A 23,354-nucleotide genomic window follows, 5' to 3' on the forward strand; every position below is an offset into this window, starting at 1 on the left:
AGACTACACTTCAGTCTATGCGCATCGTCCTGATCACCCCCTACGGCCGCGAGCATCGCAACGGCAACTGGCACACGGCCGCGCGCTGGGCGCGCTTTCTGCGCGAAGCCGGCCACTCGGTGCGGGCGCAGGTGGAATGGGACGGCCGCAGTGCCGACCTGATGCTGGCGCTGCATGCCCGGCGCAGCTTCGCCTCGATCCGCGCGTTTGCCGAGCGCTATCCGAGCCGGCCACTGCTGCTGGCGCTGACTGGCACCGACCTCTATCGCGACATTCACGAAAACCGCGACGCCCAGCAGGCGCTGGAACTCGCGCATCTGCTGATCGTGCTGCAGGACCGCGGCGCCGACGAATTGCCGGCGCACCTGGTTGCGCGGACGCGCGTGGTCTACCAGTCGTCGCCCGACGTGGCCCGGCTGCGTGCGTCGCCGCGCAGCTTCGAGGTGCTGGTGATCGGCCACCTGCGCGCCGAAAAAGACCCTTTCCGCGCCGCGCTGGCCACCGCCTACCTGTCCGAGCATTCGCTGATCCAGGTCACGCATCTCGGGCGTGCGCTCGACAAGGACATGGCCGACACCGCGGAACTGGCCCAGATCAAGCTGCCGCGCTGGCACTGGGCCGGCGACGTGCCGCACAAGACTGTATTGAAGCGTCTGGCGCGCGCACAGCTGATGGTCATCAGCTCGGTCATGGAAGGCGGCGCCAACGTCATCTGCGAAGCGCTGGCGACCGATGTGCCGGTGCTGGCCTCGCACATCCCGGGCAACATTGGCATGCTGGGCGAGGACTATCCCGGCTATTTTCCGGTGGGCGACGAGCGCCAGCTGGCCCGGCTGATGGCGCAGGCCGAGAGCGACCCCGACTTCTACGTCCGGCTGCGCGACCATGCCCGCCGACGGCGCGTCCTGATGCGGCCGGAGCAGGAAGCCAGCCGCCTGCGGCAGGCCGTGGCCGAGTTCGAAGCCCTCACCAGCTGAGCGCACGCCCCTTGCAGCCGGCCCCACTTGACGCGTCGCGTATGCTGTCGGGTCTTCCCCTGAGGTTTTCCCCCATGCACGCCCCCGAACATTTCATCCCCGGCAAGGACGCGTCGCTCGAAGCGTCGATCGCCACCCTGCAGTCCAAGCTCGAAGCCATCGGCTTCCACACCGATGAGCGCTCCTGGCTCAACCCGGTGGAAGGCGTGTGGTCGGTGCACATCCGCGACCGCGACTGCCCGCTCTTGTTCACCAACGGCAAGGGCGCATCGGAGCTGGCCGCGCGGGCGAGTGCGCTGGGCGAATACTTCGAGCGGCTGTCGACCAATTATTTCTGGACCCACTTCTACCTCGGCGAGACGATCGCCAACCGCGCCTACGTCCACCATCCCGACGAGCGCTGGTTCGAACTGGGCGATGACGACGCCTGGCCGGAAGGCCTGCTGACTCCCGAGCTGCAGGATCTGTACAACCCGGATCAAGGCGTGCGCGCCGACCAGCTGATCGACCTCAACTCCGGCAATGCCGAACGCGGCATCTGCGCGATTCCCTACCAGCGCCTCTCCGATGGCCAGACCGTGTATTTCCCGGTCAACCTAATCGGCAACCTCTACGTCAGCAACGGCATGTCGGCCGGCAACACGCTGAAGGAAGCGCGCGCCCAGGCGCTGGCCGAAATCTTCGAGCGCCACATCAAGTTCCGCATCATCGAAGAAGGCCTGTGCCTGCCCGACGTGCCCGAGGATGTGATCAACCGCTACCCGCACATCGCCGCCGGCATCCGCGGCCTGCGCGAAGCCGGCTTCGGCATCCTGGTGAAGGACGCCTCGCTCGGCGGCCAGTATCCGGTGATGAACGTCACCCTGCTGCACCCACAGGACCAGGGCTGCTTCGCCAGCTTCGGCGCGCACCCGCGCTTCGAAGTCGCGCTGGAGCGCGCGCTGACCGAGTTGCTGCAGGGTCGCGCGCTCGATTCGCTGGCCGGCTTCCCCGCCCCCGGCTTCGACCAGACCGAAATCGCCGACCCGCAGAACCTGGAAATCCACTTCGTCGATTCCAGCGGCGTGATTTCCTGGCAGTTCCTGCGCGATACGCCCGACTTCGATTTCGTCGACTGGAACTTCGGCACCACCACCGACGAGGATTACCACTGGTCGGTCGATGCGCTGCACGCCGAAGGCCACGAACTCTATATCGCCGACTTCACCCACCTCGGCGTCTACGCCTGCCGCATCCTGGTGCCGGGCGTGTCAGAAATTTATCCTTTTGAAGAACTCGAATTCGAGAACAACAGCGTCGGCAACCTGATCCGCCCGGCGCTCGCGCGCCTGCCCGAACTCTCCGACGACGAATGCGCGGAGCTGCTCGACCTGATCGTCGAGTTGGAACTGGCCGACGACCGCCTGGTCACGGTGCTGATCGGCCTCGCGCCGGATGCCGATTCGCCGTGGACCGACATCCGCGTCGGCGAGATCAAGCTGCTGCTCGCGCTCGCGCTCGGCGACGACGACGCGATCCTCGAAGGCTGCACCTGGATCGCCCAATACGGCCAGCGCAGCGACGCGCGCCTCAAGGTCTACCGCTGCATCGCCGACCTCGCCCAACTCGACGACCCCAGCCCCTTCGAACCCGCACTGGCGCTGATGTACGGCCGCGAGACGCTGGAACAGGCGTTCGCGCTGTTCAACCAGGACGAACGGTTTTTTGGATTGACCAAACTCGGCAGCGACTTCGAGGGCAGCGCGATCCACCAGCGCCTGCTGGAGGCGTACCGCAAGGTGCGCGGCTAGCCTCTCGACTCTTTACGACCATCGATGAAAATCCCCAAACGACTTGAACCCCTGCTCGAAGACGGCCTGATCGACGGCGTCGTGCGCCAGTTGATGAGCGGCAAGGAAGCCATGGTCTTCGTCGTCCGCTGCGGCGACGACATCCGCTGCGCCAAGGTCTACAAGGAGGCCAACAAGCGCAGCTTTCGCCAGGCCGTCGACTACACCGAAAATCGCAAGACCAAGAACAGCCGCCAGGCGCGCGCCATGGCCAAGGGCAGCAAATACGGGCGCGAAATGCAGGAAGCCGCCTGGCAAAGCGCCGAGGTCGATGCGCTGTATCGGCTCGCTGCCGCCGGCGTGCGCGTGCCCACGCCGTACAATTTCCACGAAGGCGTGCTGCTGATGGAACTGGTGGCCGACGCCGACGGCAATGCCGCGCCCCGGCTCAACGACGTGTCGTTCACCGAAGACGAAGCCCTCGCCCACCACCGCACCCTGATCGGCGAAGTCGTGCGCATGCTGTGCGCCGGCGTCATCCACGGCGACCTGTCCGAGTTCAACATCCTCGTCAGTGCAGACGGCCCGGTGATCATCGATCTGCCGCAAGCGGTCGACGCAGCCGGCAACAACCACGCCCAGGCGATGCTGACGCGCGACGTGAATAATCTGAGAACGTATTTTGGCCAACACGCGCCGGCGCTGTTGGAAACGCAGTACGCCGAGGAAATCTGGTCACTGTACGAACACGGCAAGCTGAATCCAGAAGTCGAACTCACGGGCCGGTTCGAATGTGACAAGCCGCCGGTCGATCTGGAGGGGGTGATGCGGGAGATTGATGACGCGCGGGAGGAAGAGGCGGCGCGGCTGTTGCGTTTGCAGGAATTGGCGTGAATCGCTGCTAGAAAAATGCGCGATATCGCGTCTATTTTTATACATCCACTCTAGGCGATTTTTGGTTGGTAAGGATGACTACCAATTGCACCCGTTCTTGATGACTTCCTCGTAGCGATAACCAACAATAATCCCCGCTGAATTGACCTCCCAGTGAACCTTGCAACGACCAAATACAATTGGAATAGGGTAGACAGTATTGTCATTGGCAAGCGAATAGCGCGTCTTCATCACATCCTCACGAGAAGGCGTGTTTTTTGGATCACCATCATGGCTACGGTCAACTGCATCGAGCATACGTTCGAAATGCGACCCAACCCAGCCAGATGCAAATTCATGCGGTGAACTCACCGTTCGGCATCCAGACAACAGTACCACCAGCAACATGGCGGCACCTAGGCCCGTTGACCTGCCGAGAGCGACCGTAGAGGACAGGCCACGGTTTGCCATGTCTCTTAAAAGACTGAAGAACAAAAAATGAAGAACAAGGGACAGGCCACGGTTTCTCCCCTCACCCCTGAATGATGCCAATCAATGCGTTGCGCACTTCATCCAACCGGACTTGCGAGATCAGGCCTGCCGCCGCCGCAAATAGGGAAGTATTCGCCGTGAACAGTTTGCCTGGACGTGCATAGCTTGCCCGCTGCAAGCCGCCCGACGTGAAATCCTCGGACGCAAGCAGAATGGCGCGCGGGTCGGCGTAGGGGTTGCTGGTGATCTGGCAGGCGATCCAGTCGTCGCGTCCGGCATCGGCCAGGAGCAGGGCGGGCCGCAGCTTGCTGCGTGTGAGATCGGAAAACGGGAACGGCAGAAGAACTACTTGGCCGGCTGCAAATGCGCCCATGCTTCCTCTTCCTCGGGTTTCAGCCAGTCTTCTGCAAGCGCGGCTTCTGCCAGTTGCAGCGCTTCATCAACTGACGGCTTCAGGAGCGTGAGCAACGCACGCCCAGCGGGAATCGTCTGCACGGGCTCCAGCGGATGGATGTGTCCCGATGCGTCAATTTCAACTTCGATGGTCTGCAGCATGGCGGCCTCCTTCGGGCAATGCGCCTATTCTATGCCTGCGGGTCATCCTGGTCGATGCACGAGGCCAAAGCAGCTTCGAATCGGTCAGACACCCCGCTGCCGCACCGTTTCATACAAACACAGCGCCGCCGACACTGAGACGTTGAGGCTTTCCACCGTGCCGCCGATGGGGATGCGCGCGACCTGGTCGCAGCTCTGCTTGACCAGGCGGCGGATGCCCGCGCCTTCGGCGCCGAGCACCCAGGCGATGCCGGTCTTGGCGTCGATGCCGGACAGGGGTTGCTCGCCGTCCATGTCGGCGGCGATGACCCAGATGTTGTGTTCCTTCAGGTCCTCGATGGTGCGCGCGAGGTTGGTGACCATGATGTAGGGCACGGTTTCCGCGGCGCCCGAGGCGACTTTTTCCACGGTGGCGTTGATGCCGACGGCGTTGTCCTTCGGCGCGATGACGGCGTGGACGCCGAAGGCGTCGGCCGAACGCATGATGGCGCCGAGGTTGTGCGGGTCGGTGACGCCGTCGAGGATGACCAGGAGCGGCGGGCCCTGAATGTTTTCCAGCACTTCGTCGAGCGAATGGGTCAGGGCGACCGGCTTGACGCGGGCGACGACGCCCTGGTGCTTGGCGGCCTTGCCGACCAATCGCGTCAAACGATCGGCCTCGACCTGCGCGAGCTTGACGCCGTTGTCCTTCGCCTGATGCACCAGGTCGCGCGCACGCGCGTCGCGCCGGGTCAGGTCGAGGTAGATTTCGAAAATGCCCGCGGGGTCCTGGCGCAGACGGGCGAGGACGGGGTGAAAGCCGTAGATCAGTTTTTCCGCGGGGTGCCGGTCGGCGGACTTCTCGCTCATTTCTTCTTGCCGCCCGATCTCGACTTGGCGGATTTCTTTTCGGGCTCACGCTTCTCGAATGCGCGCTGCATGTCGAGCGCGGAGCCTTCCTGCTCGACCAGGCTGAAGTCGATCTTGCTGGTTTCGATGTCGGCGCGCATCACCTTGATGCGCACACGGTCGCCCAGACGATACCGCTTGCCGGTGCGCTCGCCGAGCATCATGTGCTTGGCCTGGTCGTAGTGGAAGTAATCCTGGCCAAGTTCGGACACGTGGACCAGGCCTTCGATGAAGATGTCGTCGATCGCGACGAACATGCCGAAGCTGGTGACCGCGCTGACCGTGCCGTTGTATTCGTCGCCAATGCGGTCCTGCATGAAGTAGGTTTTCAGCCAGGCGTCGACGTCGCGGGTGGCGTCGTCGGCGCGGCGCTCGGTCAGTGAGCAGTGGACGCCGACTTCGGCCAAGCCCTTGGCGGGCAGCTTCTCGCCGTTCAACACGGCCTTGATGCCGCGGTGCACCAGCAGGTCCGGGTAGCGGCGGATCGGGGAGGTGAAGTGGGTGTAGGCCTCGTAGGCGAGACCGAAGTGGCCCTTGTTGTCGGGGCTGTAGACCGCTTGCCTGAGCGAGCGCAGCATCACCGTCTGCAACAGGCCGTGGTCGGGGCGGTCCTTGATCTTCTCCAGCAGCGCGGCGTAATCCTTGGCGTGTGGCTTCTCGCCGCCGCCGAGATCGAGGCCGAATTCGGCGAGAAAACCACGCAGCGCGGCGAGCTTCTCCGGCGTCGGGCCTTCGTGGACGCGGAACAGCGCGGGCTGCTCGTTTGCGTGCAGGTAATCCGAGGCGCAGACGTTGGCCGCCAGCATGCATTCCTCGATGATGCGGTGCGCATCGTTGCGGATCACCGGCACGATGGCCTTGATCTTGCCCTGGTCGTCGAAAATGATCTGCGTTTCGGTCGAGCCGAAGTCGATCGCGCCGCGCTTGGCGCGGGCCTTCAACAGCACACGGAACAGCTTGTCGAGCGCTTGCAGATGCGGCATCAGTGCGGCCTGCTTGGCGTCGGGCTGGGCGGCGCCGGAGAGCCAGTCCCACACCTGGTTGTAGGTCAGGCGCGCGTGCGAGAAGATCACTGCCGGGTAGAAGCGGTATTCCTTGATGCTGCCGGTGCTGGAAATCTGCATGTCGCACACCATCGACAGGCGATCGACTTCGGGATTGAGCGAGCACAGGCCGTTGGACAGCGCCTCGGGCAGCATCGGGATCACGCGGCGCGGGAAATAGACCGAGTTGCCGCGGTTGTAGCCTTCGGTGTCGAGCGCGTCGCGCGGCCGCACGTAATGGCTGACGTCGGCGATTGCGACGATCAGCCGGAAGCCGCTGCGCCCCTGCGGTTCGCAGTACACCGCGTCGTCGAAGTCGCGCGCGGTTTCGCCGTCGATGGTGACGAGCGGCAGGTGGCGGATGTCCTCGCGCCCGGCCATGTCCTTTTTCTGCACGGTGGCCGGCAGCTTGGCCGCCTGCGCCTCGACCTCGGGCGGAAACACATGCGGCAGATCGTGCTTGCGCAACGCAATTTCGATTTCCATGCCGGGGCCGGTGTAGCTGCCGAGCACCTCAGCCACGCGGCCGACTGCTTCGTTGTGCGCGCCCGGTTGGGTGACGATTTCCACCGTCACCACCTGGCCGGACTTCGCCGTGCCTGCGTTCTCGGTCGGGACGAGAATGTCCTGGTTGATGCGGCGGTTTTCCGGGATCAGGAAGCCGACGCCGCCCTCGAGGTAGTAGCGGCCGACGATGTGCGTGTTGACGTGCTCCAGCACCTCGACGATCTTGGCTTCGCGGCGGCCGCGCCGGTCGAGGCCCGCCACCCGCACCAGCACCTTGTCGCCGTGCAGCACGCGGTGCATTTCCTTGGGCGACATGTAGAGATCGTCGCCACCCTCTTCCGGCACCACGAAGCCGAAGCCGTCCGGGTGGCCTTCGACGCGGCCCTTGATCAGGTCGAGCTTGTCCGGCAGGCACAACTGGCGCTTGCGGTTGATCATCAGCTGGCCGTCGCGCTGCATCGCGCCGAGGCGTCGCTGGAACAGCTCGAACTCGTCCTCGGTGATCTGCAGCTGTTCGGCAAAGGCTTCGGCGTCGACCGGACAGCCGGCTTCAGTCAGCAATTGGAGAATGTATTCGCGGCTGGGCAGCGGCGATTCGTAGCGTTCGATTTCACGCTCGTAAAACGGATCGGCCAGGCGGATCGCCGGAATTTTGTGCTTGCTTACGCGACTGCGTGATTTGTTCGTTGACAATTTATTCTCTGCTCTCTAGAATGCGCGCCTTATTGCCCGGATGGCGGAATTGGTAGACGCGCACGGTTCAGGTCCGTGTGCCGCAAGGTGTGGAGGTTCGAGTCCTCTTCCGGGCACCAAATGTTGCAAGCAAAAAGCCGACCTCGTGTCGGCTTTTTGCTTGGGTAAGGCTTATTGTAGACATTAAGCCTCGTAAGGGTGACGACGTACGATCGTCTCCACCCGGTCCGGGCCGGTCGACACCACGTCCACCGGCACTTCGCACAGGGCTTCCATCCGCTTCAGGTAGGTTTGCGCCTTCTGCGGCAGCTTGTCGAACTCCTGCACCCCCACCGTGGTATCGCTCCAGCCCGGCAGGTCTTCGTATATGGGTTCGACCTGGGCAATCGATTCGGCGCCCACCGGCAGGATGTCGCAGGCCTCGCCGTCGATCTTGTAGCCCACGCACACCCGCACGGTTTCCAGCCCGTCCAGCACGTCCAGCTTGGTCACGCACAGGCCCGACACGCCATTGATCTGGATCGAACGCTTGAGCGCGGCGGCGTCAAACCAGCCGCAGCGGCGCGCACGGCCGGTGGTGGCGCCGAATTCGTGGCCCTTCTCGCCGAGGTACTGGCCGATGTTGTCGAACAGCTCGGTGGGGAACGGGCCGGAGCCGACGCGCGTGGTGTAGGCCTTGGTGATGCCAAGCACATAATGCATCGCGGACGGCCCGACGCCGGAGCCGGTGGAGGCGCCGCCGGCGGTGCAGTTGGACGAGGTGACGAACGGATAGGTGCCGTGGTCGATGTCGAGCAGCGTGCCCTGCGCGCCCTCGAACAACAGGTTGCCGCCGGCCTTATTGACTTCATACAGGCTGCGCGGCACGTCGGCCACCATCGGCTTCAGGCGTTCGGCCATCGCCATCATGCTGTCGAGGGTCTGGTTGAAATCGACCACATCGGTCTTGTAATAGTGCTTCAGCATGAAGTTGTGGTGGTCGAGCACTTCGCCCAGCTTGGCGGCGAAGCGCTCGCGGTGGAACATGTCCTGCAGGCGCAGCGCGCGGCGCGCCACCTTGTCTTCATAGGCGGGGCCGATGCCGCGCCCGGTGGTGCCGATCTTGCCGGCACCCTTGGCGATTTCGCGCGCCTGGTCGAGCGCAATATGGTGCGGCATGATCAGCGGGCAGGCCTCGCTGAGCTTGAGGCGGCTGGCGACGTCAACGCCGGCGGCGATCAACATGTCCATTTCTTCCAGCAGCGCGTCGGGCGACAGCACGACGCCATTGCCGATGTAGCAAGTGACGTTGTCACGCAGAATGCCCGACGGAATCAGGTGCAGCACCGTTTTCTTGCCCGCCACCACCAGCGTATGACCGGCATTGTGGCCGCCCTGGAAGCGCACCACGCCCTGCGCGCGGTCGGTCAGCCAGTCGACGATCTTGCCCTTGCCTTCATCGCCCCACTGGGTGCCGATGACGACGACGTTTTTTGCTGCCATGGTGAAGTCTCCCTAACTTATTGTGTGTCCGAGCCGGCAAGAACCAGCTCGCGCAAATCCAGACTAAAACCGGTGGCCGGGCGCGCCCGGCCGAATACCCGCCCCACTTCGTCGTAGCGCCCGCCCTGCGCGATCGCATGGCTGCGTCCGCCGGTATAAGCGGCGAACACGACCCCGCTGTGGTAGCCGTAGCCGCGCAGCTCGGCCAGATCGTAGGCGGCCTCGACGTGGGCCAGCCCCTGGTCGAGCGTCTCCAGCGTATCCAGCGCGGCGACCACCGCCGGCAATTGCGGCAGCCGTGCGCGCGCCTCGGCCAGCACGCTGCGGTCGCCGTACAGCTGCGGTAGCGCGGCGAAGGCCTCGCGCAGGCCGACAGACAGGCCTGCAGTCAGCACCGCCACGGCGCTGCTGTCCTTGGCCTGCAGCGCGCCGAACAGCTGGTGTTCGACCTCGCCCGACAGGCCTGCTTCCTGCGCCAGCGCGCGGTAGACGCCGACGTGGCCGATATCGAGCTGCAACGTTTTAACGCCGCACACGGCCAGGCCCTGCAGCATCAGGGTGAGGATTTCGAGGTCGGCATCGGCCCCGGCTTCGCCATACAGCTCGGCGCCGATCTGGATCGGCTCGCGCGAGCGGTGGAAGCCGTCGGACTGGGTGTGCAGCACACTGCCCGCGTAGCACAGGCGGTTGACCGGATTGGCGGCCAGCAGGTGGGCGTCGATGCGCGCCACCTGCGGCGTAATGTCGGCGCGCACGCCCATCAGCCGGCCGGTCAGCTGATCGACCAGCTTGAAGGTCTTGAGGTCGAGGTCGGCGCCGACGCCGGTCAGCAGCGAATCGACGTATTCCATCAGTGGCGGCACCACCAGCTGGTAGCCGCGGCTGCGGAACAGGTCGAGCAGCGCACGCCGCATGTCTTCCATGCGCCAGGCCTGCGGCGGCAGCACATCCTCGACGTTTTCGGGCAATAACCAGGCAGTCATGTCAGTTCAGCATCAGCAACAAAAAAACGCCGCCCAACATCGAGGCAGCGCCTATGGAACGCAATTGGCCGTCGCTGAGTTCCAGCATCCGGCGGAAGCCGTCCCGCCAGACGGCAGGTGCGGCAAATGGCAGGATACCCTCAATCACCAGCAACAGGCCGATCGCTGTCAACAAGTCAAAACCGGTCATTGACCACCGGCGGCACGCGGATTCTTCATGTACTTGAAGAAGTCGGCGCTGGGATCAAGCACCATCACGTCGCTCTTGCTGCGGAAGCTTTCGCGATAGGCCTGCATCGACCGGTAGAACGCGTAGAACTCGGCGTTCTTGCCGTAGGCTGAGGCATACAGGGTCGATGCCTTGGCATCGCCTTCACCCTTGACGCCCTGGGCATCGCGGTAGGCTTCGGCAACGATCACGTCCTTCTGCTTGTCGGCGTCGGCCTTGATCTTTTCGGCCTCGGCCGCACCGGTCGAACGCAGCTCGTTGGCCACCTGTTTGCGCTCGGCTTCCATCCGGCGATAGACGTTTTCCGACACGGTCTCCGGCAGATCGACCCGCTTGATCCGGACATCGACCACCTGCACGCCGATCTTGCGCGCGTCGCTGTCGGCCTTGGTGCGGATGATGTTCATGATTTCCTCGCGACGTCCCGACACCACCTCGTTGATGGTGCGCTTGCCGAACTCGGCGCGCAGACCGTCGTTGACCGTCTGGTTGAGGCGGATCTGCGCGCGCGTCTCGTCGCCGCCGACTGACACATAGAACTGCCGCGCATCGATCACGCGCCACTTGATGAACGAATCCACCAGCACGTTCTTCTTTTCCGAGGTGATGAAACGCTCGGGGTCGGCCGAATCCAGGGTCAGGATGCGGGTATCGAAAAAGCGCACGTTCTGCACCAGCGGCAGCTTGAAATACAGGCCAGGCTTGGTTTTCACCGACACCACTTCACCCAGCTGGAACACCAGGGCGTTCTGCCGCTGGTCCACCGTGAACATGCTCGCGCTGAGAATCACCAGCACAACCAGCAGACCGATCAGGAATACGCTGAGCTTGTTCATGGCCGTGCCTCCCGATCGCGGTTGCGTAAGGCGTCACGCGAACGTGTATCGCCCGGGACCGAGGCCGGCGCCGGCTGCGCCAGTACGTCCGGCGCGCTGGCGTAGGGCTGGCTGACGATCTGCTGCAGTTTGTCGAGCGGCAGATACAGGAGGCTGTTGCCGCCCTTCTGATCCACCAGGATCTTGCTGGTGTTGTTCATCACGGTTTGCATGGTGTCGAGATAGAGTCGCTGGCGCGTGACCTGCGGCGCCTTCTGGTATTCGGTCAAAATCTGCGTAAAGCGGCTGGCCTCACCTTCGGCGTTGGCGATCACCGACAGCTTGTAGCCTTCGGCTTCTGCCTGCAGGCGCGAAGCCAGACCACGAGCACGCGGCACCACGTCATTGAAATAGGCCTCGGCCTCGTTCTTCAGGCGCTCGCGGTCCTGGCCCGCCTTCACCGCGTCGTCGAACGCGGCCTGGACCTGCTCCGGCGGCTGGATGTTCTGCAGCGTCACCTGGCTGATGCTGATGCCGGTCTTGTGGCGGTCATGGATGTCCTGCATCAGCTGCTTGGCGCGCGCAGCGATTTCGGCACGGCCTTCGTACAGCACGAAGTCCATCTTGTTCTTGCCGACGATTTCCCGCATCGCAGTTTCGGCGATCTGCAACGCGCTGTCTTCCGGCGCGCGGTTGATGAACAGGAATTCGACCGGGTCCTTCAGGATGTACTGCACGGCAAACTGCAGGTCGATGATGTTCTCGTCGTCGGTCAGCATCAGCGACTCTTTCAGCACCTTGCTCTTGACGTTGTTGCGGTAGCCGATTTCGACGGTACGTACCTGGTCGACGTTGACGATTTCGCGCGACTCGATCGGCCACGGGAAATGCCAGCGCGGGCCCGGCTCGGTGGTTTCGACATACTGACCAAAACGCAGCACCACACCGCGCTGGCCGGTGTCGACGATGTAGAAGCCGCTGGCCACCCACACCAGCGCCAGCACGCCGGCGAGCAGGCCGACCAGATTGCCGCCGCCAGGGAAGCCCTCGGGGGAGAAGCCGTCACCGCCGCCACTGCCGCCGCCGGTGTCCTTTTTGCCGAACAGGCCGTTAAGACGCTGATTGACGCGCCGCCAGAGTTCGTCGAGGTCGGGGGGGCCGCCGTCAGGATTGCGGTTGCCTTTGTTGCCCCATTGCGGGTCGTTCCATGCCATAGCGTTATGTGGAGAAGACTGAAGGTTGGAGGGAGACTTCGTCCGGCGCGCCCACTTCAAGGTGAGACTGGCCGGCGAGCAGGATTTCTGACAGCGCCTCGCGTAATAGTTCAAGTCCCGCGCCGGTTTGCGCGGAGACATACACGCCGTGCAGTTTACCATATTCGTCGCGCCCGACTCCCGGCGCAACGCCCGTCAAATCAAGCTTGTTGTAGACGCGCAGCTGCGGCACCGCATCGGCGCCGATTTCGCGCAACACCTTGTCGACCGCCTCGATCTGGCGCTCGCGTGCGGGGCTGGAGACATCGATCACGTGCAGCAGCAAGTCGGCTTCGGTGGTGGCTTCCAGCGTGGCACGGAAGGCGGCCACCAGGTCGTGCGGCAGGCGGTTGATGAAACCGACGGTGTCGGATAGCACCACTTCGCCCACCGCCGGAAGATAGATCTTGCGCGTGGTGGTGTCGAGGGTGGCGAACAATTGGTCGGCGGCGTAGGCGCCGGCATGCGTCAGGGCATTGAACAGGGTGGATTTTCCGGCGTTGGTGTAGCCCACCAGTGCCACCGACAGCACCTGCTGGCGCGAGCGCGAGCGCCGCTGGGTGCGCCGCTGCTTGCCCAGCCTGGCGAGTCGTTCGCGCAGTGCCTTGACCCGCACGCCGAGCAGCCGGCGGTCGGTTTCCAACTGCTTCTCGCCCGGGCCGCGCATGCCGACGCCACCACGCTGGCGTTCGAGGTGGGTCCAGCCGCGCACCAGGCGGGTCGACAGATGCTGTAGCTGGGCCAGTTCGACTTGCAGCTTGCCCTCGGCGCTTTGCGCGCGGCGGGCAAAGATGTCCAGGATCAGGCTGGTGCGGTCGATCACCCGGCAATGCAGGCGGCGCTCCAGGTTGCGCTCCTGCGCGGGCGACAACTCGTGGTTGAAGATGACGACGTCAGCTTCGGTCGCCAGCACCAGCGCGGCGATCTCGTCGGCCTTGCCGCTGCCCACGAACAGCGCGGCGTCCGGGCGGCTGCGCTTGCCCGTCACCTCGCCCTGGACGTCCAGCCCGGCGCCGGACGCCAGCAGGCGCAACTCGGCCACGCTCTCGGCAAAATCCGGGTCACCGAAATCGAGCGCCACCAGGATGACGCGTTCACCGCCGGCGTGCCGCTCAAACACGGGCGGACTCCCGGTCGAGACACACGGCGGTCGTTGTTGCGGCAAGGCGATGTAGGGTGGGTTTCACAGGCAGGGATTCAGAATGGGACAGGGAACGAGCAAGCATGCGGCACCCCGGCCAGCGTGGCAGGAACATTTCATTCTAGCCCTTATCACACCAGCTGCGGGCGCCCGAAATGCCAGCCCTGCCCGTAGTCCACCCCCATGTCGGCCAGGATGCGCGCGGTTTCTGCATCTTCGACGTGCTCGGCCACGGTGCGCATGCCTTCCTTGCGCGCAAAGTTCGCCAGGCTTTCGACGATGCCCGCGATCTTGCGGTCCTGCCGCATATGCGACACCAGCCAGCCCTCGATCTTCAGGAAGCTGACTGGCAGGTGCGCCAGATAGAGGTAGGACGAATAGCCGCTGCCGAAATCGTCCAGTGCCAGGCGAAAGCCGAAATCGATGAAGGGCTGCAGGTCGGCACGCAGTTTGTCCAGGCTGACGATGCGCTGGCGCTCGGTCAGTTCCAGCACGATGGGCTTGACCGGCCCCAGCATCACACTGCAGGTCTGGCAGTAGCTCATGGCATTCTCGAGCATTTCCTCGACCAGGTCGTGGCGCGCCAGGAATTGCGGCGAGACGTTCACGAAATGGGCAAAATCCGGCGCGCCACCCTGGTCAATGCGGACGACGCAGCGTTGCATCACGCCACGGATCACCTGGCGGTCGATTTCGGCCATCAGGCCCAGGCCTTCGGCCATGTCGACGAAATCCTTGGCCTCGACGATCTCGCCGGATGCATTCCCGATGCGGGCGAGCGCCTCGTCGGCGATGATCTGACCGCTCTGCAGGTCGACGATGGGCTGGGAAGCCTGCCTGACGCGATTTTCAGCCAGTGCCTGCCGCAGGAGCGCGCTGTTCCATGGCACGCTTGGCTGCGCCACCGTCTTGACCTGATCGCGGCCGTCCGCTTTGGCCCGATACATGGCGTGGTCGATCTGTTCCAGCATGGGCTGGACGCCGCTGTCGTTCATGCCGAAGGCGGCCACGCCGGCGGAGAAACTCACCGAAATGGCGCCGACGCTGGTCTGGACGGGCGCCGCGCGGGCCTGGTCGGCGAGCCGCTGCATGATGTCGGCCGCCTGTTCCAGGGTGCTGCCGTGCAGCACGAACAGGAATTCTTCCCCACCCCAGCGCGCCACCCAGTCGCCTTCGCGCAACCCGGATTGGAAGCGGCTGGCCATCGTTTTCAACACTTCGTCGCCCACGGCATGGCCGTAGCGATCGTTCACCATCTTGAAATGGTCGAGGTCGACCAGGGCGAGCGCAAAACCGTGCCCGTCGCGTGGGGTACGCGCCTCTTCCTTCTGCAGGCGCTCTTCTGCGGCTCGCCGGTTGGGCAGGCTGGTCAGCGGGTCGGTCAGCGCAATGCGCTGCAGCAGATCCTTCTGTGCGGATTGATGCAGCGCGTTGCCGAGCCAGTCGGCGATCAATTCCATGTAGGCGATGTCGACCGCGTCGGGCGGCGATTCGCAGCGCCGACGCAGAAAAGCCAGCACCCAGCGGTCATCGTCGCCCACCGCCACCGGGAGGCCGGAGTAGGTTCGCAGCCCCAGCGTGTTCACCACGGGATGGTCGGCATACAGCGGATGCGCACGCAGGTCGGCAATATGGCTGGGTTCGCGGCTGAGCTGCACGCCATGGCACAACACCGTCTCAACCATCTTCACCGTGCCTTCGGGAAACACTCCCAGCCGGTCGCTGACATAGTGCGCGGTGTAGCGTTCGCCGAATTCGCCCAGCACCACCAGATCCATATCCAGCACGTCAGCCGCCATCTCCAGCATGGCGCGGATGCGCTCGGCGTCGGAGAGCCCCCGCTGTACCGACAGCTTCCACAAGGTGTTCAAACGATCGACATGCGGGTCGCCCTGGCCGGTTTCGGCCACGCATGAATCGGATGGGGCGGCTGGCTGCATGGTCCTCGCCTGGTCACACTGACAGTGACGCCATTGTAATCTCAAGGCACGTCTTGCAACTCCACCGTGCGCAGACGCTCAGCCGCCTGTTCCGGGTTGATGGTGTTGACGAACAGCCCCGACCCCAGCTCGAAGCCGGTGGGGATCGAGGTGCGCGGGCAGATTTCCAGGTGCCAGTGGTAACTCGCGGCGTGAGCCTGCTGCTGGGCATCGTGCGGCACGGCATGGAGGAAAAAGTTGTACTGCGCCCCGCCGATGACGGCATCGAGCCGCGCCATGGTGCGCTTCATCACCCGCGCCAGGTCGGCGAAATCCTCCTCGCGCACATCAAGGAAATCGGCCTGGTGGGTCAAGGGCAGGATGTGCACTTCCCACTCGTAGCGACTGGCGAAGGGCTTGATGGCGATGAACTTCTCGCCGCGCTCGACCACGTACTGGCCGACGTTGATCTTGCGCCGCACCGCGCCCGAGGTGCGATCATAAATCGTCGCCTCGAAAGTCAGCGCTTCGTCGATCAATGCGCAGAAGATGCAGTGATGGTGCTTGGCGTAGTGCGCGGCGCTGTTCTTCACCTCGGCGTCGACGTTTTCCGGCACCACCGGCATCGCGATCACCTGGCTGTGGGTATGCGGGATCGAGGCGCCGGCGGCGGGGCCGAAATTCTTGAAAATCAGCACGTATTTCAGCCGATCGTCCGACTCGAACAACTGGCGCATGCGCGTCTGGTAGACGCCGAACAGTGCCGCCAGGTGCGATTCGGCCATTTCGTGGACGGCGATGCCGTGCTCGTAATGGTCGATGATGACTTCGTGGCGGCCGTAGCCGTCGATGGTCTGCTGCAGGCCGAAGTTGAAGCCGGTCTGCTCGCGGTCGTCGCCCAGCACCGGATAGAGGTTTTCCACCATGCGGATCTGCCAGTCGCCGCTTTCCGGCCAGCTCAGAATCACCGGCGGGGTCTTGTGCTCGTTGCCACGGCAGAAGGGACAGGTTTCGACGTGCTTGCGGGTGTCGCGCGGCGCCAGTTCCTCGGCCTTTTTCGGGCGCATGCTGCGCGCGGTGGCCACCAGCACCGATTCGCTCGGCACGATGGGGTTGATACGGATTTCGCGGACGTCCTTCGAATCGTTGGGGCTGTCTGACATGGGGGTCTCCTCAGCCGGCAAGCATAGTGCAGCCGCGCGGCGGCCGCAGTTCAATCTGCTTATGCCCGCACTGAGGTTTTTTATCCCCGTCCGGATCAGGGCTTCCGTTGACGTGGCCGCGGCCGGCGTCGACAATGGCGTTTCCCTGCTGTTTCCGGAGTACCCCCATGGACGAAAAAGCCCTGCACGACGAGCAGCGCCTGATGCGCATGATGCGCAAGACCCTCACTTCCATCGTGCGCGACACCGCGCCACGTGACGGCAACCCCAGCCCGCTGACCGAGGGCACCATCCTCGGCATCAAGGATTGCCTGGTGGTGATTTCCAGCCGCGAGACCGAGCTCGCCCGGCTGACCGGCCGCACGCTCGACGAGCGTCCGCATTACAGCGACGAGACGCCCACTAGTCACGCCGTCAAGATCAGCAGCATTCCGAAAAAAACCCACTGAGATGCCGCAAGCCACCAGCCTGTTCACCGATGTCGAATCGAATGTCGTCGGCACCTCGGCGGTGGTGATCTATTCGCCTTCAGGCAAGGCGAGCCGCACGCGTTTCCCCGAGGGCGTGGTCGAGGTCTACGCCAGCGAGGACGAGGCGCGCGCGCACGCCGACCCGGAAAAGAGCCGGCACGCCGCCATCGCCAGCGGCCCGTCGCGCTCTTCCGAAGGTTTCAAGATGTTTTATCTGGTGCGCTGGCTGGATTGAGCGTGGTTGTTGCCGCTTCAGCGGCTTTAGTGCATGGCTGTTGCTGCTTTAGCAACTTACAGACATGGCCTCCCCCTTGCGGGTGGATGTTCAGTCGGCGCCGTGGACCTTGCGCCGCACCCGCTTCTTGCGCCGCATCCGCGTCGCCTCGCTCTCGGTGAGCGGTGCGCGCTTCTTGCCTTCGAACGGGTTCTTGCCCGTATCTTCCTTGACTTGGATCCGTAGCGGTGTGCCTTGCAGCTTGAACGCCTTGCGGAAGCTGGCTTCCAGATAGCGCTTGTAGTCGTCGCGCAGGCCTTCCAGCGCATTGCCGTGCAGGATGATGACCGGCGGGTTCTTGCCGCCCTGGTGGGCGTAACGCGGCTTCGGGCGGAACAGGCCATTCTTCGGCGGCGCGTGCTGCTCCACCGCCATTTCCAGCACCCGCGTGAGCTTGGGCGTCGTCATCTTGATGAAGGCAGCGGCGTGCGCCGCTTCCACATCCTTCAGCAGGACGTCGAGGCCCTTGCTCTTCAACGCTGAGATGTAGTTGAAGCGGGCGAAGTCGAGGAAGGCCAGCTTGCGTCCGATATCGCGCTTGATGTCTTCGCGCTGCTCGGCACTGAGCCCGTCCCACTTGTTGATCGCGACCACCAGCGCGCGGCCGGTTTCCAGCACGAAGCCGGCGAGGTGCGCGTCCTGTTCGGAGATGTTTTCGCGCGCGTCGAGCACCAGCACCACCACGTTGGCGTCTTCGATCGCCTGCAGCGTCTTGATGACGGAAAATTTTTCGAAGGTTTCGAACACCTTGCCGCGGCGACGCACGCCGGCGGTGTCGATCAGGATGTAGGGTTTGTTGTCGCGTTCGAACTCGACATAGATCGAGTCGCGCGTGGTACCCGGCTGGTCGAACGCGATCACGCGCTCCTCGCCGACCAGCGCGTTGACCAGGGTCGACTTGCCGACGTTGGGACGGCCCACCAGCGCAATTTTCGGGATGCCGAAATCGTCGGTCTGTTCTTCCTCTTCGGGAAACGGTGCCAGCGCCATGTCCACCAGATCGGCGATGCCGTCGCCATGCGCGCCGGAAATCGCCAGCGGCTCGCCTAGACCCAGCTCGTGGAATTCGGCGGTCACCACCGCGCGGTTCATGCCTTCGGCCTTGTTGACCGCCAGCAGTACCGGGCAGGTCGCGCGACGCAGGCGGTCGGCGATCACCTTGTCCTGCGGCGTGACGCCGCTGCGCGCATCGACCATGAAAATGACCGCGTCGGCCTCGTCGATGGCCTGCAGGGTCTGGCGGGCCATTTCGGCCATGATGCCTTCCTTGGCCACCGGTTCGAGACCGCCGGTGTCGACCACCAGATACGGTTTATCACCGATGCGGCCGCGCCCGTAATGACGGTCGCGCGTCATCCCCGGCATGTCGTGCACCAGGGCGTCACGCGTGCCGGTGAGGCGGTTGAATAGAGTGGACTTGCCGACGTTGGGACGCCCGACAAGTACCAGAGTGGGAAGCATGTTTATCCTAGCTGCGCGCCGGCAGGCCGGCGCGCGATTTATTTGAGTCTGAAAGCGACGACACTGCCTTTGGTCGTCTGCACGGCAAAGCCCGGCCCGATGTCGACCGGCGCCGTGCGCACGCCGCTGTCGACCTTGGCGCGTGCAACGAAACTGCCGTCGTCGGCCGACAGCACATGCACATAGCCTTCGCCGTCGGCCACCACCACCCAGGCGCCCAGCGCCAGCGGTGCGGTGACCTGACGGCGCGCCAGCGCATCCTGGCGCCAGCCGGCGCGGCCGCTGGCCTTGTCGTAGGCGGTCACGGCATCCTTGTCGTCGGTGACGTAAAGGGTGCGTTCGTCCATCGCCAGTCCGCTGTTGCTGGAGGTGTCGCGCGCCCACAACGCGGCGCCGGTGCGGCGGTCGAAGCAGGCCACCCGGCCCTGGTAGGCGACGGCGCACACCTGCTGCGCGTCCACCACCGGATTGCCCATTACGTCGGCCACCCGCTCGAGCTCGGTGGCGCCGCGCGGCAGCGCCACCGTGGCTTCCCATAACTGGGCGCCGTTGAGGGCGTTGAGTGCGACCAGCTTGCCGCCGGGAAAGCCGGCGTAGAGCACGTCGTCCAGCACTACCATGCCACCCGATCCGCGCAGGTTCAGCGCCGGCAAGGTGCGGGTATACAGCCACTTGCGGCTGCCGTCGGCCGCCGCCAGGCCATGGATGCGACCGTCGCCGGTGCGGGCGATCACGGTGTCGGCCACGGTCAGCAGCTGCCCGCTCACCTCGCTCGACAGCGTCACTTTCCAGCGCTGCTGGCCGGTGGCGAGGTCGAGCGCCAGCAGTTCGCCCTTGCCGCCGCCCGCCAGGGCGAGGCCCTGCCCCGCCCCCGCGCCAGCCGACAGCTTGACGCCGGTATCGGTACGCCAGACCGTGTTGCCATTGGCGACGGCGACGCGCACCACGCGGCTGCCGCCGGCGGCCAGCACATCCTCACCCTCGGCCTGCGGACGCAGCAAATAGCCGCCGGCATCGCCAGTCTCGGCTTTCCAGGCTTCGACCAGGCTGGCACGCGGCTTGAATTCGACCAGTTCAGCCGGCTTGGCCTTGGCCGGGCCGGAGCCGAACCAGCCACCCACGGTGCTGGTCATCGAACCGACCGCACTGCATCCGGAGAGTGCCAGCGCCAGGCTGGCAACGATCACGTGCGTCTTCACTTGGCGTCTCCCCCCAGCGCGTCGAGTTTCAGTTCGACGATGTTGCGGTAGGGGTTGTCCTCGCCCATCTTGCCGAACGCGGTCTGATACGCGACGCGCGCCTCGGCCGTCTTGCCCTGGGCCAGCAGCACGTCGCCGCGCAGGTCGACGAAGCGCGGGGCGAAGGCGTCGCTGTGCGTGGCGGAGAGCGTTTTCAACGCCGCGTCGTAGGCTTTCTGGTCGAGCTGCACCGCGGCGAGACGCAGCCGCGCCAGATCCCGGATCGCGGGTTCCTTGCCGTTGGCCACTGCCCATTCCAGCTGGGTCTGTGCACTTTTCATATCCTTGGTGGCGACGTGCAGCTTGGCCAGCAGCAGCGCAGCACGCGGCGCATAGGCCGTGCCCTTGTATTGCTCGATCAGCAGACCGCCCGACTCGCGCGCGGACTTGAGGTCGTTGGCTGCCAGCGACTGGGTCAGTTTTTCATACACCGTGGCGGCTTCCAGGCTTTGCGTCACGGTGTGGTTCTGCCAGTAGCGCCAGCCGGCCACAGCCGCGATCACCACCGCCAGCCCGAACAGCGCCACGCTGCCCCAGCGTTTCCACCAGGCCTTGAGTTCGTCCAGCCGTTCCTGTTCGTCGAGATCGTAGGTTGCCATTGCGTAATGCCTTTTTTTAAATTGATGCCTGTTTCAGAATGTCGGTGGCCCGCGCCAGTTCAACGCGGGTCTGTTCGCCGGTGCCACGCAGGGATTTCAGCGTCACCTGCTGTGCCGCGGCTTCGTCGTCGCCGATGATCACCGCATAGCGTGCGCGGCTGGCATCGGCCTTTTTCATCTGCGACTTGAAACTGCCGCCGCCGCAATGCAGCACGCTGGCCAGTCCTGCGCTGCGCAACGCCGCTGCCGCCTGCCACGCAAACGCCTGCGCCGCCTCGCCAGCGTGCACGATATACGCATCCGGCATCGCTGTCGCCAGCGGCGTGCCGGCCACTTCCATCAGCGACAGCAGGCGCTCGATACCCATGGCGAAGCCGGCGGCCGGCGCCGGCTTGCCGCCCAGTTGCTCGATCAGGCCGTCATAGCGCCCGCCCGCGCACACGGTGCCCTGCGCGCCCAGCTGGTCGGTCACCCACTCGAACACGGTGCGATTGTAATAGTCGAGCCCGCGCACCAGCCGCGGATTGATTTCATACGCGATTCCATTGGCGCGCAGCAGGGCCTGCAACGCATCGAAGTGCGCCAACGCCGCCTCGTCGAGCTCGTCTATCAGTTTGGGCGCCGCGTCGTTCAGCGCCTGCATCGCCGGATTCTTGCTGTCGAGGATGCGCAGCGGGTTGCTGTGCAGGCGCCGCGTCGAGTCCTCATCGAGCGCATCCTGGTGCGCTTCAAAATAGGCAATCAGCTTGGCCCGATGGCGATGCCGCGATTCGAGGTCGCCCAGCGTGTTGATCTGCAGCGTGGGTGCGATGCCGAGTTGGCGCCAGAGGTCGGCGCACATCACGATCAGCTCGGCGTCGACGTCCGGGCCGGAAAAGCCAAGCGCCTCGACGCCGACCTGGTGAAACTGCCGGTAGCGGCCCTTCTGCGGGCGCTCGTGGCGAAACATCGGCCCGGTGTACCACAGGCGCTTGCCGCCGTCGTACAGCAGATTGTGCTGGATCACCGCGCGCACCGACGAGGCCGTCCCTTCGGGGCGCAGCGCCAGCGATTCGCCGTTGAGTTCATCGACGAAGGTGTACATCTCCTTCTCGACGATGTCGGTCACCTCGCCGATGGCGCGCTTGAACAGGCTGGTGTGTTCGAGGATCGGCGTGCGCATCTCGCGGTAGCCATAGCGCCGCAGCCAGTCGCGCACAATCGCCTCGAAGCCCTGCCAGGTGTCGGTGGCATCGGGCAGCAGGTCGTTCATGCCGCGCACGGATTGAATGTTGTTGCTCATAAATTAATCAACTGAAATGCAGGTCACGCAGCCGCGTAGTGGCTGCGCACATAGTCCTCGACGATCGCCTGGAAATCTGCGGCGATGCGGTCGCCCTTCAGCGTCACGGTCTTCTCGCCGTCGACGTAGACCGGCGCGACCGGTACTTCGCCCGTGCCGGGCAGCGAGATGCCGATGTTGGCGTGCTTGGATTCGCCGGGGCCGTTGACCACGCAGCCCATCACCGCCACCTGCATGGATTCGACGCCGGGATACTGGCTGCGCCACACCGGCATCTGGTTGCGCAGGTAGCTTTCGATGTCCTGCGCCAGTTCCTGGAACACGGTCGAGGTGGTGCGGCCGCAGCCGGGGCAGGCGGTGACCTGCGGGGTGAAGGCGCGCAGGCCGAGCGCTTGCAGGATTTCCTGGCCGACACGGACTTCCTGAGTGCGGTCGCCGCCGGGTTCGGGCGTCAGGGAAATGCGGATGGTGTCGCCGATGCCTTCCTGCAGCAGCACCGCCAGGGCAGCGGTGGAAGCGACGATGCCCTTGCTGCCCATGCCGGCTTCGGTCAGTCCCAGATGCAGCGGATAGTCGCACTGCGACCCCAGATCACGATAGACCGCAATCAGGTCCTGCACCCGGCTCATCTTGCACGACAGAATGATTTTGTTGCCGCCGAGTCCGAGTTCCTCGGCCTTCTTCGCCGACTCCAGCGCGGAGGCAACCATCGCGCGCCGCATCACCACCTCGGTGTCTTCCGGCTGCTTGAGGCGCGCGTTGTCGTCCATCATGCGCGCCGCCAGCGCCTGATCGAGGCTGCCCCAGTTGACGCCGATACGCACCGGCTTGTCGTAGCGGCAGGCCACTTCGATCAGTATCGCGAACTGTTCGTCGCGCTTGTTGCCGCGACCGATGTTGCCGGGATTGATCCTGAGCTTGGCCAGCGCCTGGGCGCATTCGGGCACCTGGGTCAAGAGCTTGTGGCCGTTGAAGTGGAAGTCGCCGACCAGCGGCACGCGGCAGCCCAGCACGTCGAGACGCTCGCGGATGCGCGGCACCGCGGCGGCGGCTTCAAGCGTGTTGACGGTGATGCGCACCACTTCCGAACCGGCCTCGGCCAGCGCCTGCACCTGGCGCACCGTGCCCGTGATGTCGACGGTATCGGTGTTGGTCATCGACTGCACCACCACGGGTGCATCGCTACCGACCCGCACATGGCCGATCAGCACCTGACGGGTGGGACGACGGATAATTGGGGACATCATG

Annotated in this window: 23 protein-coding genes and 1 tRNA gene; 6 read left to right on the forward strand and 18 right to left on the reverse strand. The window is 64.5% G+C overall.

From position 1 onward, the window contains the following. The first annotated feature begins 17 nt into the window (after window positions 1-17). The 3 genes from senB (at window position 18) to Q8R61_RS05520 (ending at window position 3,640) form a co-directional block, all read left to right on the forward strand. On the forward strand, window positions 18-977 hold the full coding sequence (senB, locus tag Q8R61_RS05510) for a selenoneine biosynthesis selenosugar synthase SenB (RefSeq protein ID WP_305535041.1): 960 nt from the start codon (window positions 18-20) through the stop codon (window positions 975-977). A 74-nt stretch (window positions 978-1,051) separates the two neighbouring features. Continuing rightward, window positions 1,052-2,767, forward strand: a complete 1,716-nt coding sequence (gene ycaO, locus Q8R61_RS05515; protein WP_305535043.1) for a 30S ribosomal protein S12 methylthiotransferase accessory factor YcaO — start codon at window positions 1,052-1,054, stop codon at window positions 2,765-2,767. Between the two features lie 24 nt (window positions 2,768-2,791). Continuing rightward, entirely contained in the window at window positions 2,792-3,640 is an 849-nt protein-coding gene (locus Q8R61_RS05520; protein WP_305535044.1) for a PA4780 family RIO1-like protein kinase, read from the forward strand. A 78-nt stretch (window positions 3,641-3,718) separates the two neighbouring features. Here the strand turns inward: Q8R61_RS05520 and Q8R61_RS05525 are convergent, their stop codons facing one another. The 5 genes from Q8R61_RS05525 to rnr all read right to left on the reverse strand — a co-directional run bounded on the left by Q8R61_RS05525 (window position 3,719) and on the right by rnr (window position 7,797). Then, entirely contained in the window at window positions 3,719-4,027 is a 309-nt protein-coding gene (locus Q8R61_RS05525; protein ID WP_305535045.1) for a hypothetical protein, read from the reverse strand. Window positions 4,028-4,151: 124 nt separating this feature from the next. Beyond that, the gene (locus tag Q8R61_RS05530) at window positions 4,152-4,484 is read right to left on the reverse strand and encodes a type II toxin-antitoxin system PemK/MazF family toxin (RefSeq protein WP_305535046.1); all 333 of its coding nucleotides are present in this window, start codon (window positions 4,482-4,484) and stop codon (window positions 4,152-4,154) included. Then, a complete protein-coding gene (locus tag Q8R61_RS05535; RefSeq protein ID WP_305535048.1) occupies window positions 4,457-4,666 on the reverse strand; it encodes a hypothetical protein in 210 nt (69 codons plus the stop codon). The genes Q8R61_RS05530 and Q8R61_RS05535 overlap by 28 nt, the downstream gene beginning before the upstream one ends. A gap of 84 nt (window positions 4,667-4,750) precedes the next feature. After that, window positions 4,751-5,515: a 23S rRNA (guanosine(2251)-2'-O)-methyltransferase RlmB gene (gene rlmB / locus Q8R61_RS05540; protein WP_305535050.1), complete on the reverse strand. Its 765-nt coding sequence runs from the start codon at window positions 5,513-5,515 to the stop codon at window positions 4,751-4,753. Continuing rightward, the gene (rnr, locus tag Q8R61_RS05545) at window positions 5,512-7,797 is read right to left on the reverse strand and encodes a ribonuclease R (protein ID WP_305535052.1); all 2,286 of its coding nucleotides are present in this window, start codon (window positions 7,795-7,797) and stop codon (window positions 5,512-5,514) included. The genes rlmB and rnr overlap by 4 nt, the downstream gene beginning before the upstream one ends. A 34-nt stretch (window positions 7,798-7,831) precedes the next feature. Between rnr and Q8R61_RS05550 the strand changes: the two genes are divergently transcribed. Further along, window positions 7,832-7,916: transfer RNA gene (locus tag Q8R61_RS05550), tRNA-Leu, on the forward strand. Window positions 7,917-7,980: 64 nt separating this feature from the next. Here Q8R61_RS05550 and Q8R61_RS05555 read toward each other — a convergent pair. The 8 genes from Q8R61_RS05555 to Q8R61_RS05590 all read right to left on the reverse strand — a co-directional run bounded on the left by Q8R61_RS05555 (window position 7,981) and on the right by Q8R61_RS05590 (window position 16,782). After that, window positions 7,981-9,279: an adenylosuccinate synthase gene (locus tag Q8R61_RS05555; protein WP_305535054.1), complete on the reverse strand. Its 1,299-nt coding sequence runs from the start codon at window positions 9,277-9,279 to the stop codon at window positions 7,981-7,983. A gap of 17 nt (window positions 9,280-9,296) precedes the next feature. Further along, complete coding sequence (locus tag Q8R61_RS05560) at window positions 9,297-10,262, reverse strand: ATP phosphoribosyltransferase regulatory subunit (RefSeq protein WP_305535056.1); 966 nt, start codon at window positions 10,260-10,262, stop codon at window positions 9,297-9,299. A 1-nt stretch (window position 10,263) separates the two neighbouring features. Next, entirely contained in the window at window positions 10,264-10,452 is a 189-nt protein-coding gene (locus tag Q8R61_RS05565) for a DUF2065 domain-containing protein (protein WP_305535058.1), read from the reverse strand. Then, window positions 10,449-11,327, reverse strand: coding sequence for a protease modulator HflC (hflC, locus tag Q8R61_RS05570; protein ID WP_305535060.1), 879 nt, complete (start codon window positions 11,325-11,327; stop codon window positions 10,449-10,451). Before hflC ends, Q8R61_RS05565 begins: the two co-directional genes overlap by 4 nt. Next, window positions 11,324-12,520 carry an FtsH protease activity modulator HflK gene (gene hflK, locus Q8R61_RS05575; protein WP_305535062.1) on the reverse strand — a complete coding sequence of 399 codons (1,197 nt, stop codon included), beginning with the start codon at window positions 12,518-12,520 and terminating at the stop codon, window positions 11,324-11,326. Before hflK ends, hflC begins: the two co-directional genes overlap by 4 nt. A gap of 4 nt (window positions 12,521-12,524) precedes the next feature. Then, on the reverse strand, window positions 12,525-13,679 hold the full coding sequence (gene hflX, locus Q8R61_RS05580) for a GTPase HflX (RefSeq protein WP_305535064.1): 1,155 nt from the start codon (window positions 13,677-13,679) through the stop codon (window positions 12,525-12,527). A 152-nt stretch (window positions 13,680-13,831) separates the two neighbouring features. Further along, window positions 13,832-15,640 carry a bifunctional diguanylate cyclase/phosphodiesterase gene (locus tag Q8R61_RS05585; protein ID WP_305535066.1) on the reverse strand — a complete coding sequence of 603 codons (1,809 nt, stop codon included), beginning with the start codon at window positions 15,638-15,640 and terminating at the stop codon, window positions 13,832-13,834. A gap of 41 nt (window positions 15,641-15,681) precedes the next feature. After that, window positions 15,682-16,782 carry a galactose-1-phosphate uridylyltransferase gene (locus Q8R61_RS05590; RefSeq protein WP_305535068.1) on the reverse strand — a complete coding sequence of 367 codons (1,101 nt, stop codon included), beginning with the start codon at window positions 16,780-16,782 and terminating at the stop codon, window positions 15,682-15,684. Between the two features lie 167 nt (window positions 16,783-16,949). Between Q8R61_RS05590 and Q8R61_RS05595 the strand changes: the two genes are divergently transcribed. Further along, a complete protein-coding gene (locus Q8R61_RS05595) occupies window positions 16,950-17,231 on the forward strand; it encodes a hypothetical protein (protein WP_305535070.1) in 282 nt (93 codons plus the stop codon). Between the two features lies 1 nt (window position 17,232). Further along, window positions 17,233-17,487 (forward strand): hypothetical protein, encoded by a 255-nt coding sequence (locus Q8R61_RS05600; protein WP_305535073.1) that lies wholly within the window; start codon window positions 17,233-17,235, stop codon window positions 17,485-17,487. Between the two features lie 90 nt (window positions 17,488-17,577). Here the strand turns inward: Q8R61_RS05600 and der are convergent, their stop codons facing one another. The 5 genes from der to ispG are packed head-to-tail and all read right to left on the reverse strand — an operon-like array spanning window position 17,578 to window position 23,353. Further along, window positions 17,578-18,987: a ribosome biogenesis GTPase Der gene (der, locus tag Q8R61_RS05605; RefSeq protein WP_305535075.1), complete on the reverse strand. Its 1,410-nt coding sequence runs from the start codon at window positions 18,985-18,987 to the stop codon at window positions 17,578-17,580. A gap of 38 nt (window positions 18,988-19,025) precedes the next feature. Continuing rightward, a complete protein-coding gene (gene bamB / locus Q8R61_RS05610) occupies window positions 19,026-20,186 on the reverse strand; it encodes an outer membrane protein assembly factor BamB (RefSeq protein ID WP_305535077.1) in 1,161 nt (386 codons plus the stop codon). Next, on the reverse strand, window positions 20,183-20,824 hold the full coding sequence (locus tag Q8R61_RS05615; protein WP_305535079.1) for a tetratricopeptide repeat protein: 642 nt from the start codon (window positions 20,822-20,824) through the stop codon (window positions 20,183-20,185). The genes bamB and Q8R61_RS05615 overlap by 4 nt, the downstream gene beginning before the upstream one ends. 16 nt (window positions 20,825-20,840) lie before the next feature. Further along, window positions 20,841-22,106 (reverse strand): histidine--tRNA ligase, encoded by a 1,266-nt coding sequence (hisS, locus tag Q8R61_RS05620; RefSeq protein ID WP_305535081.1) that lies wholly within the window; start codon window positions 22,104-22,106, stop codon window positions 20,841-20,843. 23 nt (window positions 22,107-22,129) lie between these two features. After that, a complete protein-coding gene (ispG, locus tag Q8R61_RS05625) occupies window positions 22,130-23,353 on the reverse strand; it encodes a flavodoxin-dependent (E)-4-hydroxy-3-methylbut-2-enyl-diphosphate synthase (protein WP_305535083.1) in 1,224 nt (407 codons plus the stop codon). Between the last annotated feature and the right edge of the window lies 1 nt (window position 23,354).

It is taken from the genome of Thiobacillus sp., from assembly GCF_030696885.1.
Lineage (GTDB): Bacteria > Pseudomonadota > Gammaproteobacteria > Burkholderiales > Thiobacillaceae > Thiobacillus.

Coding starts and splice junctions, on each gene's coding strand:
- senB (WP_305535041.1), top strand. CDS start 18: ATGCGCATCGTCCTGATCACCCCCTACGGCCGCGAGCATCGCAACGGC.
- ycaO (WP_305535043.1), top strand. CDS start 1,052: ATGCACGCCCCCGAACATTTCATCCCCGGCAAGGACGCGTCGCTCGAA.
- Q8R61_RS05520 (WP_305535044.1), top strand. CDS start 2,792: ATGAAAATCCCCAAACGACTTGAACCCCTGCTCGAAGACGGCCTGATC.
- Q8R61_RS05525 (WP_305535045.1), bottom strand. CDS start 4,027: ATGTTGCTGGTGGTACTGTTGTCTGGATGCCGAACGGTGAGTTCACCG.
- Q8R61_RS05530 (WP_305535046.1), bottom strand. CDS start 4,484: ATGGGCGCATTTGCAGCCGGCCAAGTAGTTCTTCTGCCGTTCCCGTTT.
- Q8R61_RS05535 (WP_305535048.1), bottom strand. CDS start 4,666: ATGCTGCAGACCATCGAAGTTGAAATTGACGCATCGGGACACATCCAT.
- rlmB (WP_305535050.1), bottom strand. CDS start 5,515: ATGAGCGAGAAGTCCGCCGACCGGCACCCCGCGGAAAAACTGATCTAC.
- Q8R61_RS05555 (WP_305535054.1), bottom strand. CDS start 9,279: ATGGCAGCAAAAAACGTCGTCGTCATCGGCACCCAGTGGGGCGATGAA.
- Q8R61_RS05560 (WP_305535056.1), bottom strand. CDS start 10,262: ATGACTGCCTGGTTATTGCCCGAAAACGTCGAGGATGTGCTGCCGCCG.
- Q8R61_RS05565 (WP_305535058.1), bottom strand. CDS start 10,452: ATGACCGGTTTTGACTTGTTGACAGCGATCGGCCTGTTGCTGGTGATT.
- hflC (WP_305535060.1), bottom strand. CDS start 11,327: ATGAACAAGCTCAGCGTATTCCTGATCGGTCTGCTGGTTGTGCTGGTG.
- hflK (WP_305535062.1), bottom strand. CDS start 12,520: ATGGCATGGAACGACCCGCAATGGGGCAACAAAGGCAACCGCAATCCT.
- Q8R61_RS05585 (WP_305535066.1), bottom strand. CDS start 15,640: ATGCAGCCAGCCGCCCCATCCGATTCATGCGTGGCCGAAACCGGCCAG.
- Q8R61_RS05590 (WP_305535068.1), bottom strand. CDS start 16,782: ATGTCAGACAGCCCCAACGATTCGAAGGACGTCCGCGAAATCCGTATC.
- Q8R61_RS05595 (WP_305535070.1), top strand. CDS start 16,950: ATGGACGAAAAAGCCCTGCACGACGAGCAGCGCCTGATGCGCATGATG.
- Q8R61_RS05600 (WP_305535073.1), top strand. CDS start 17,233: ATGCCGCAAGCCACCAGCCTGTTCACCGATGTCGAATCGAATGTCGTC.
- der (WP_305535075.1), bottom strand. CDS start 18,987: ATGCTTCCCACTCTGGTACTTGTCGGGCGTCCCAACGTCGGCAAGTCC.
- Q8R61_RS05615 (WP_305535079.1), bottom strand. CDS start 20,824: ATGGCAACCTACGATCTCGACGAACAGGAACGGCTGGACGAACTCAAG.
- hisS (WP_305535081.1), bottom strand. CDS start 22,106: ATGAGCAACAACATTCAATCCGTGCGCGGCATGAACGACCTGCTGCCC.
- ispG (WP_305535083.1), bottom strand. CDS start 23,353: ATGATGTCCCCAATTATCCGTCGTCCCACCCGTCAGGTGCTGATCGGC.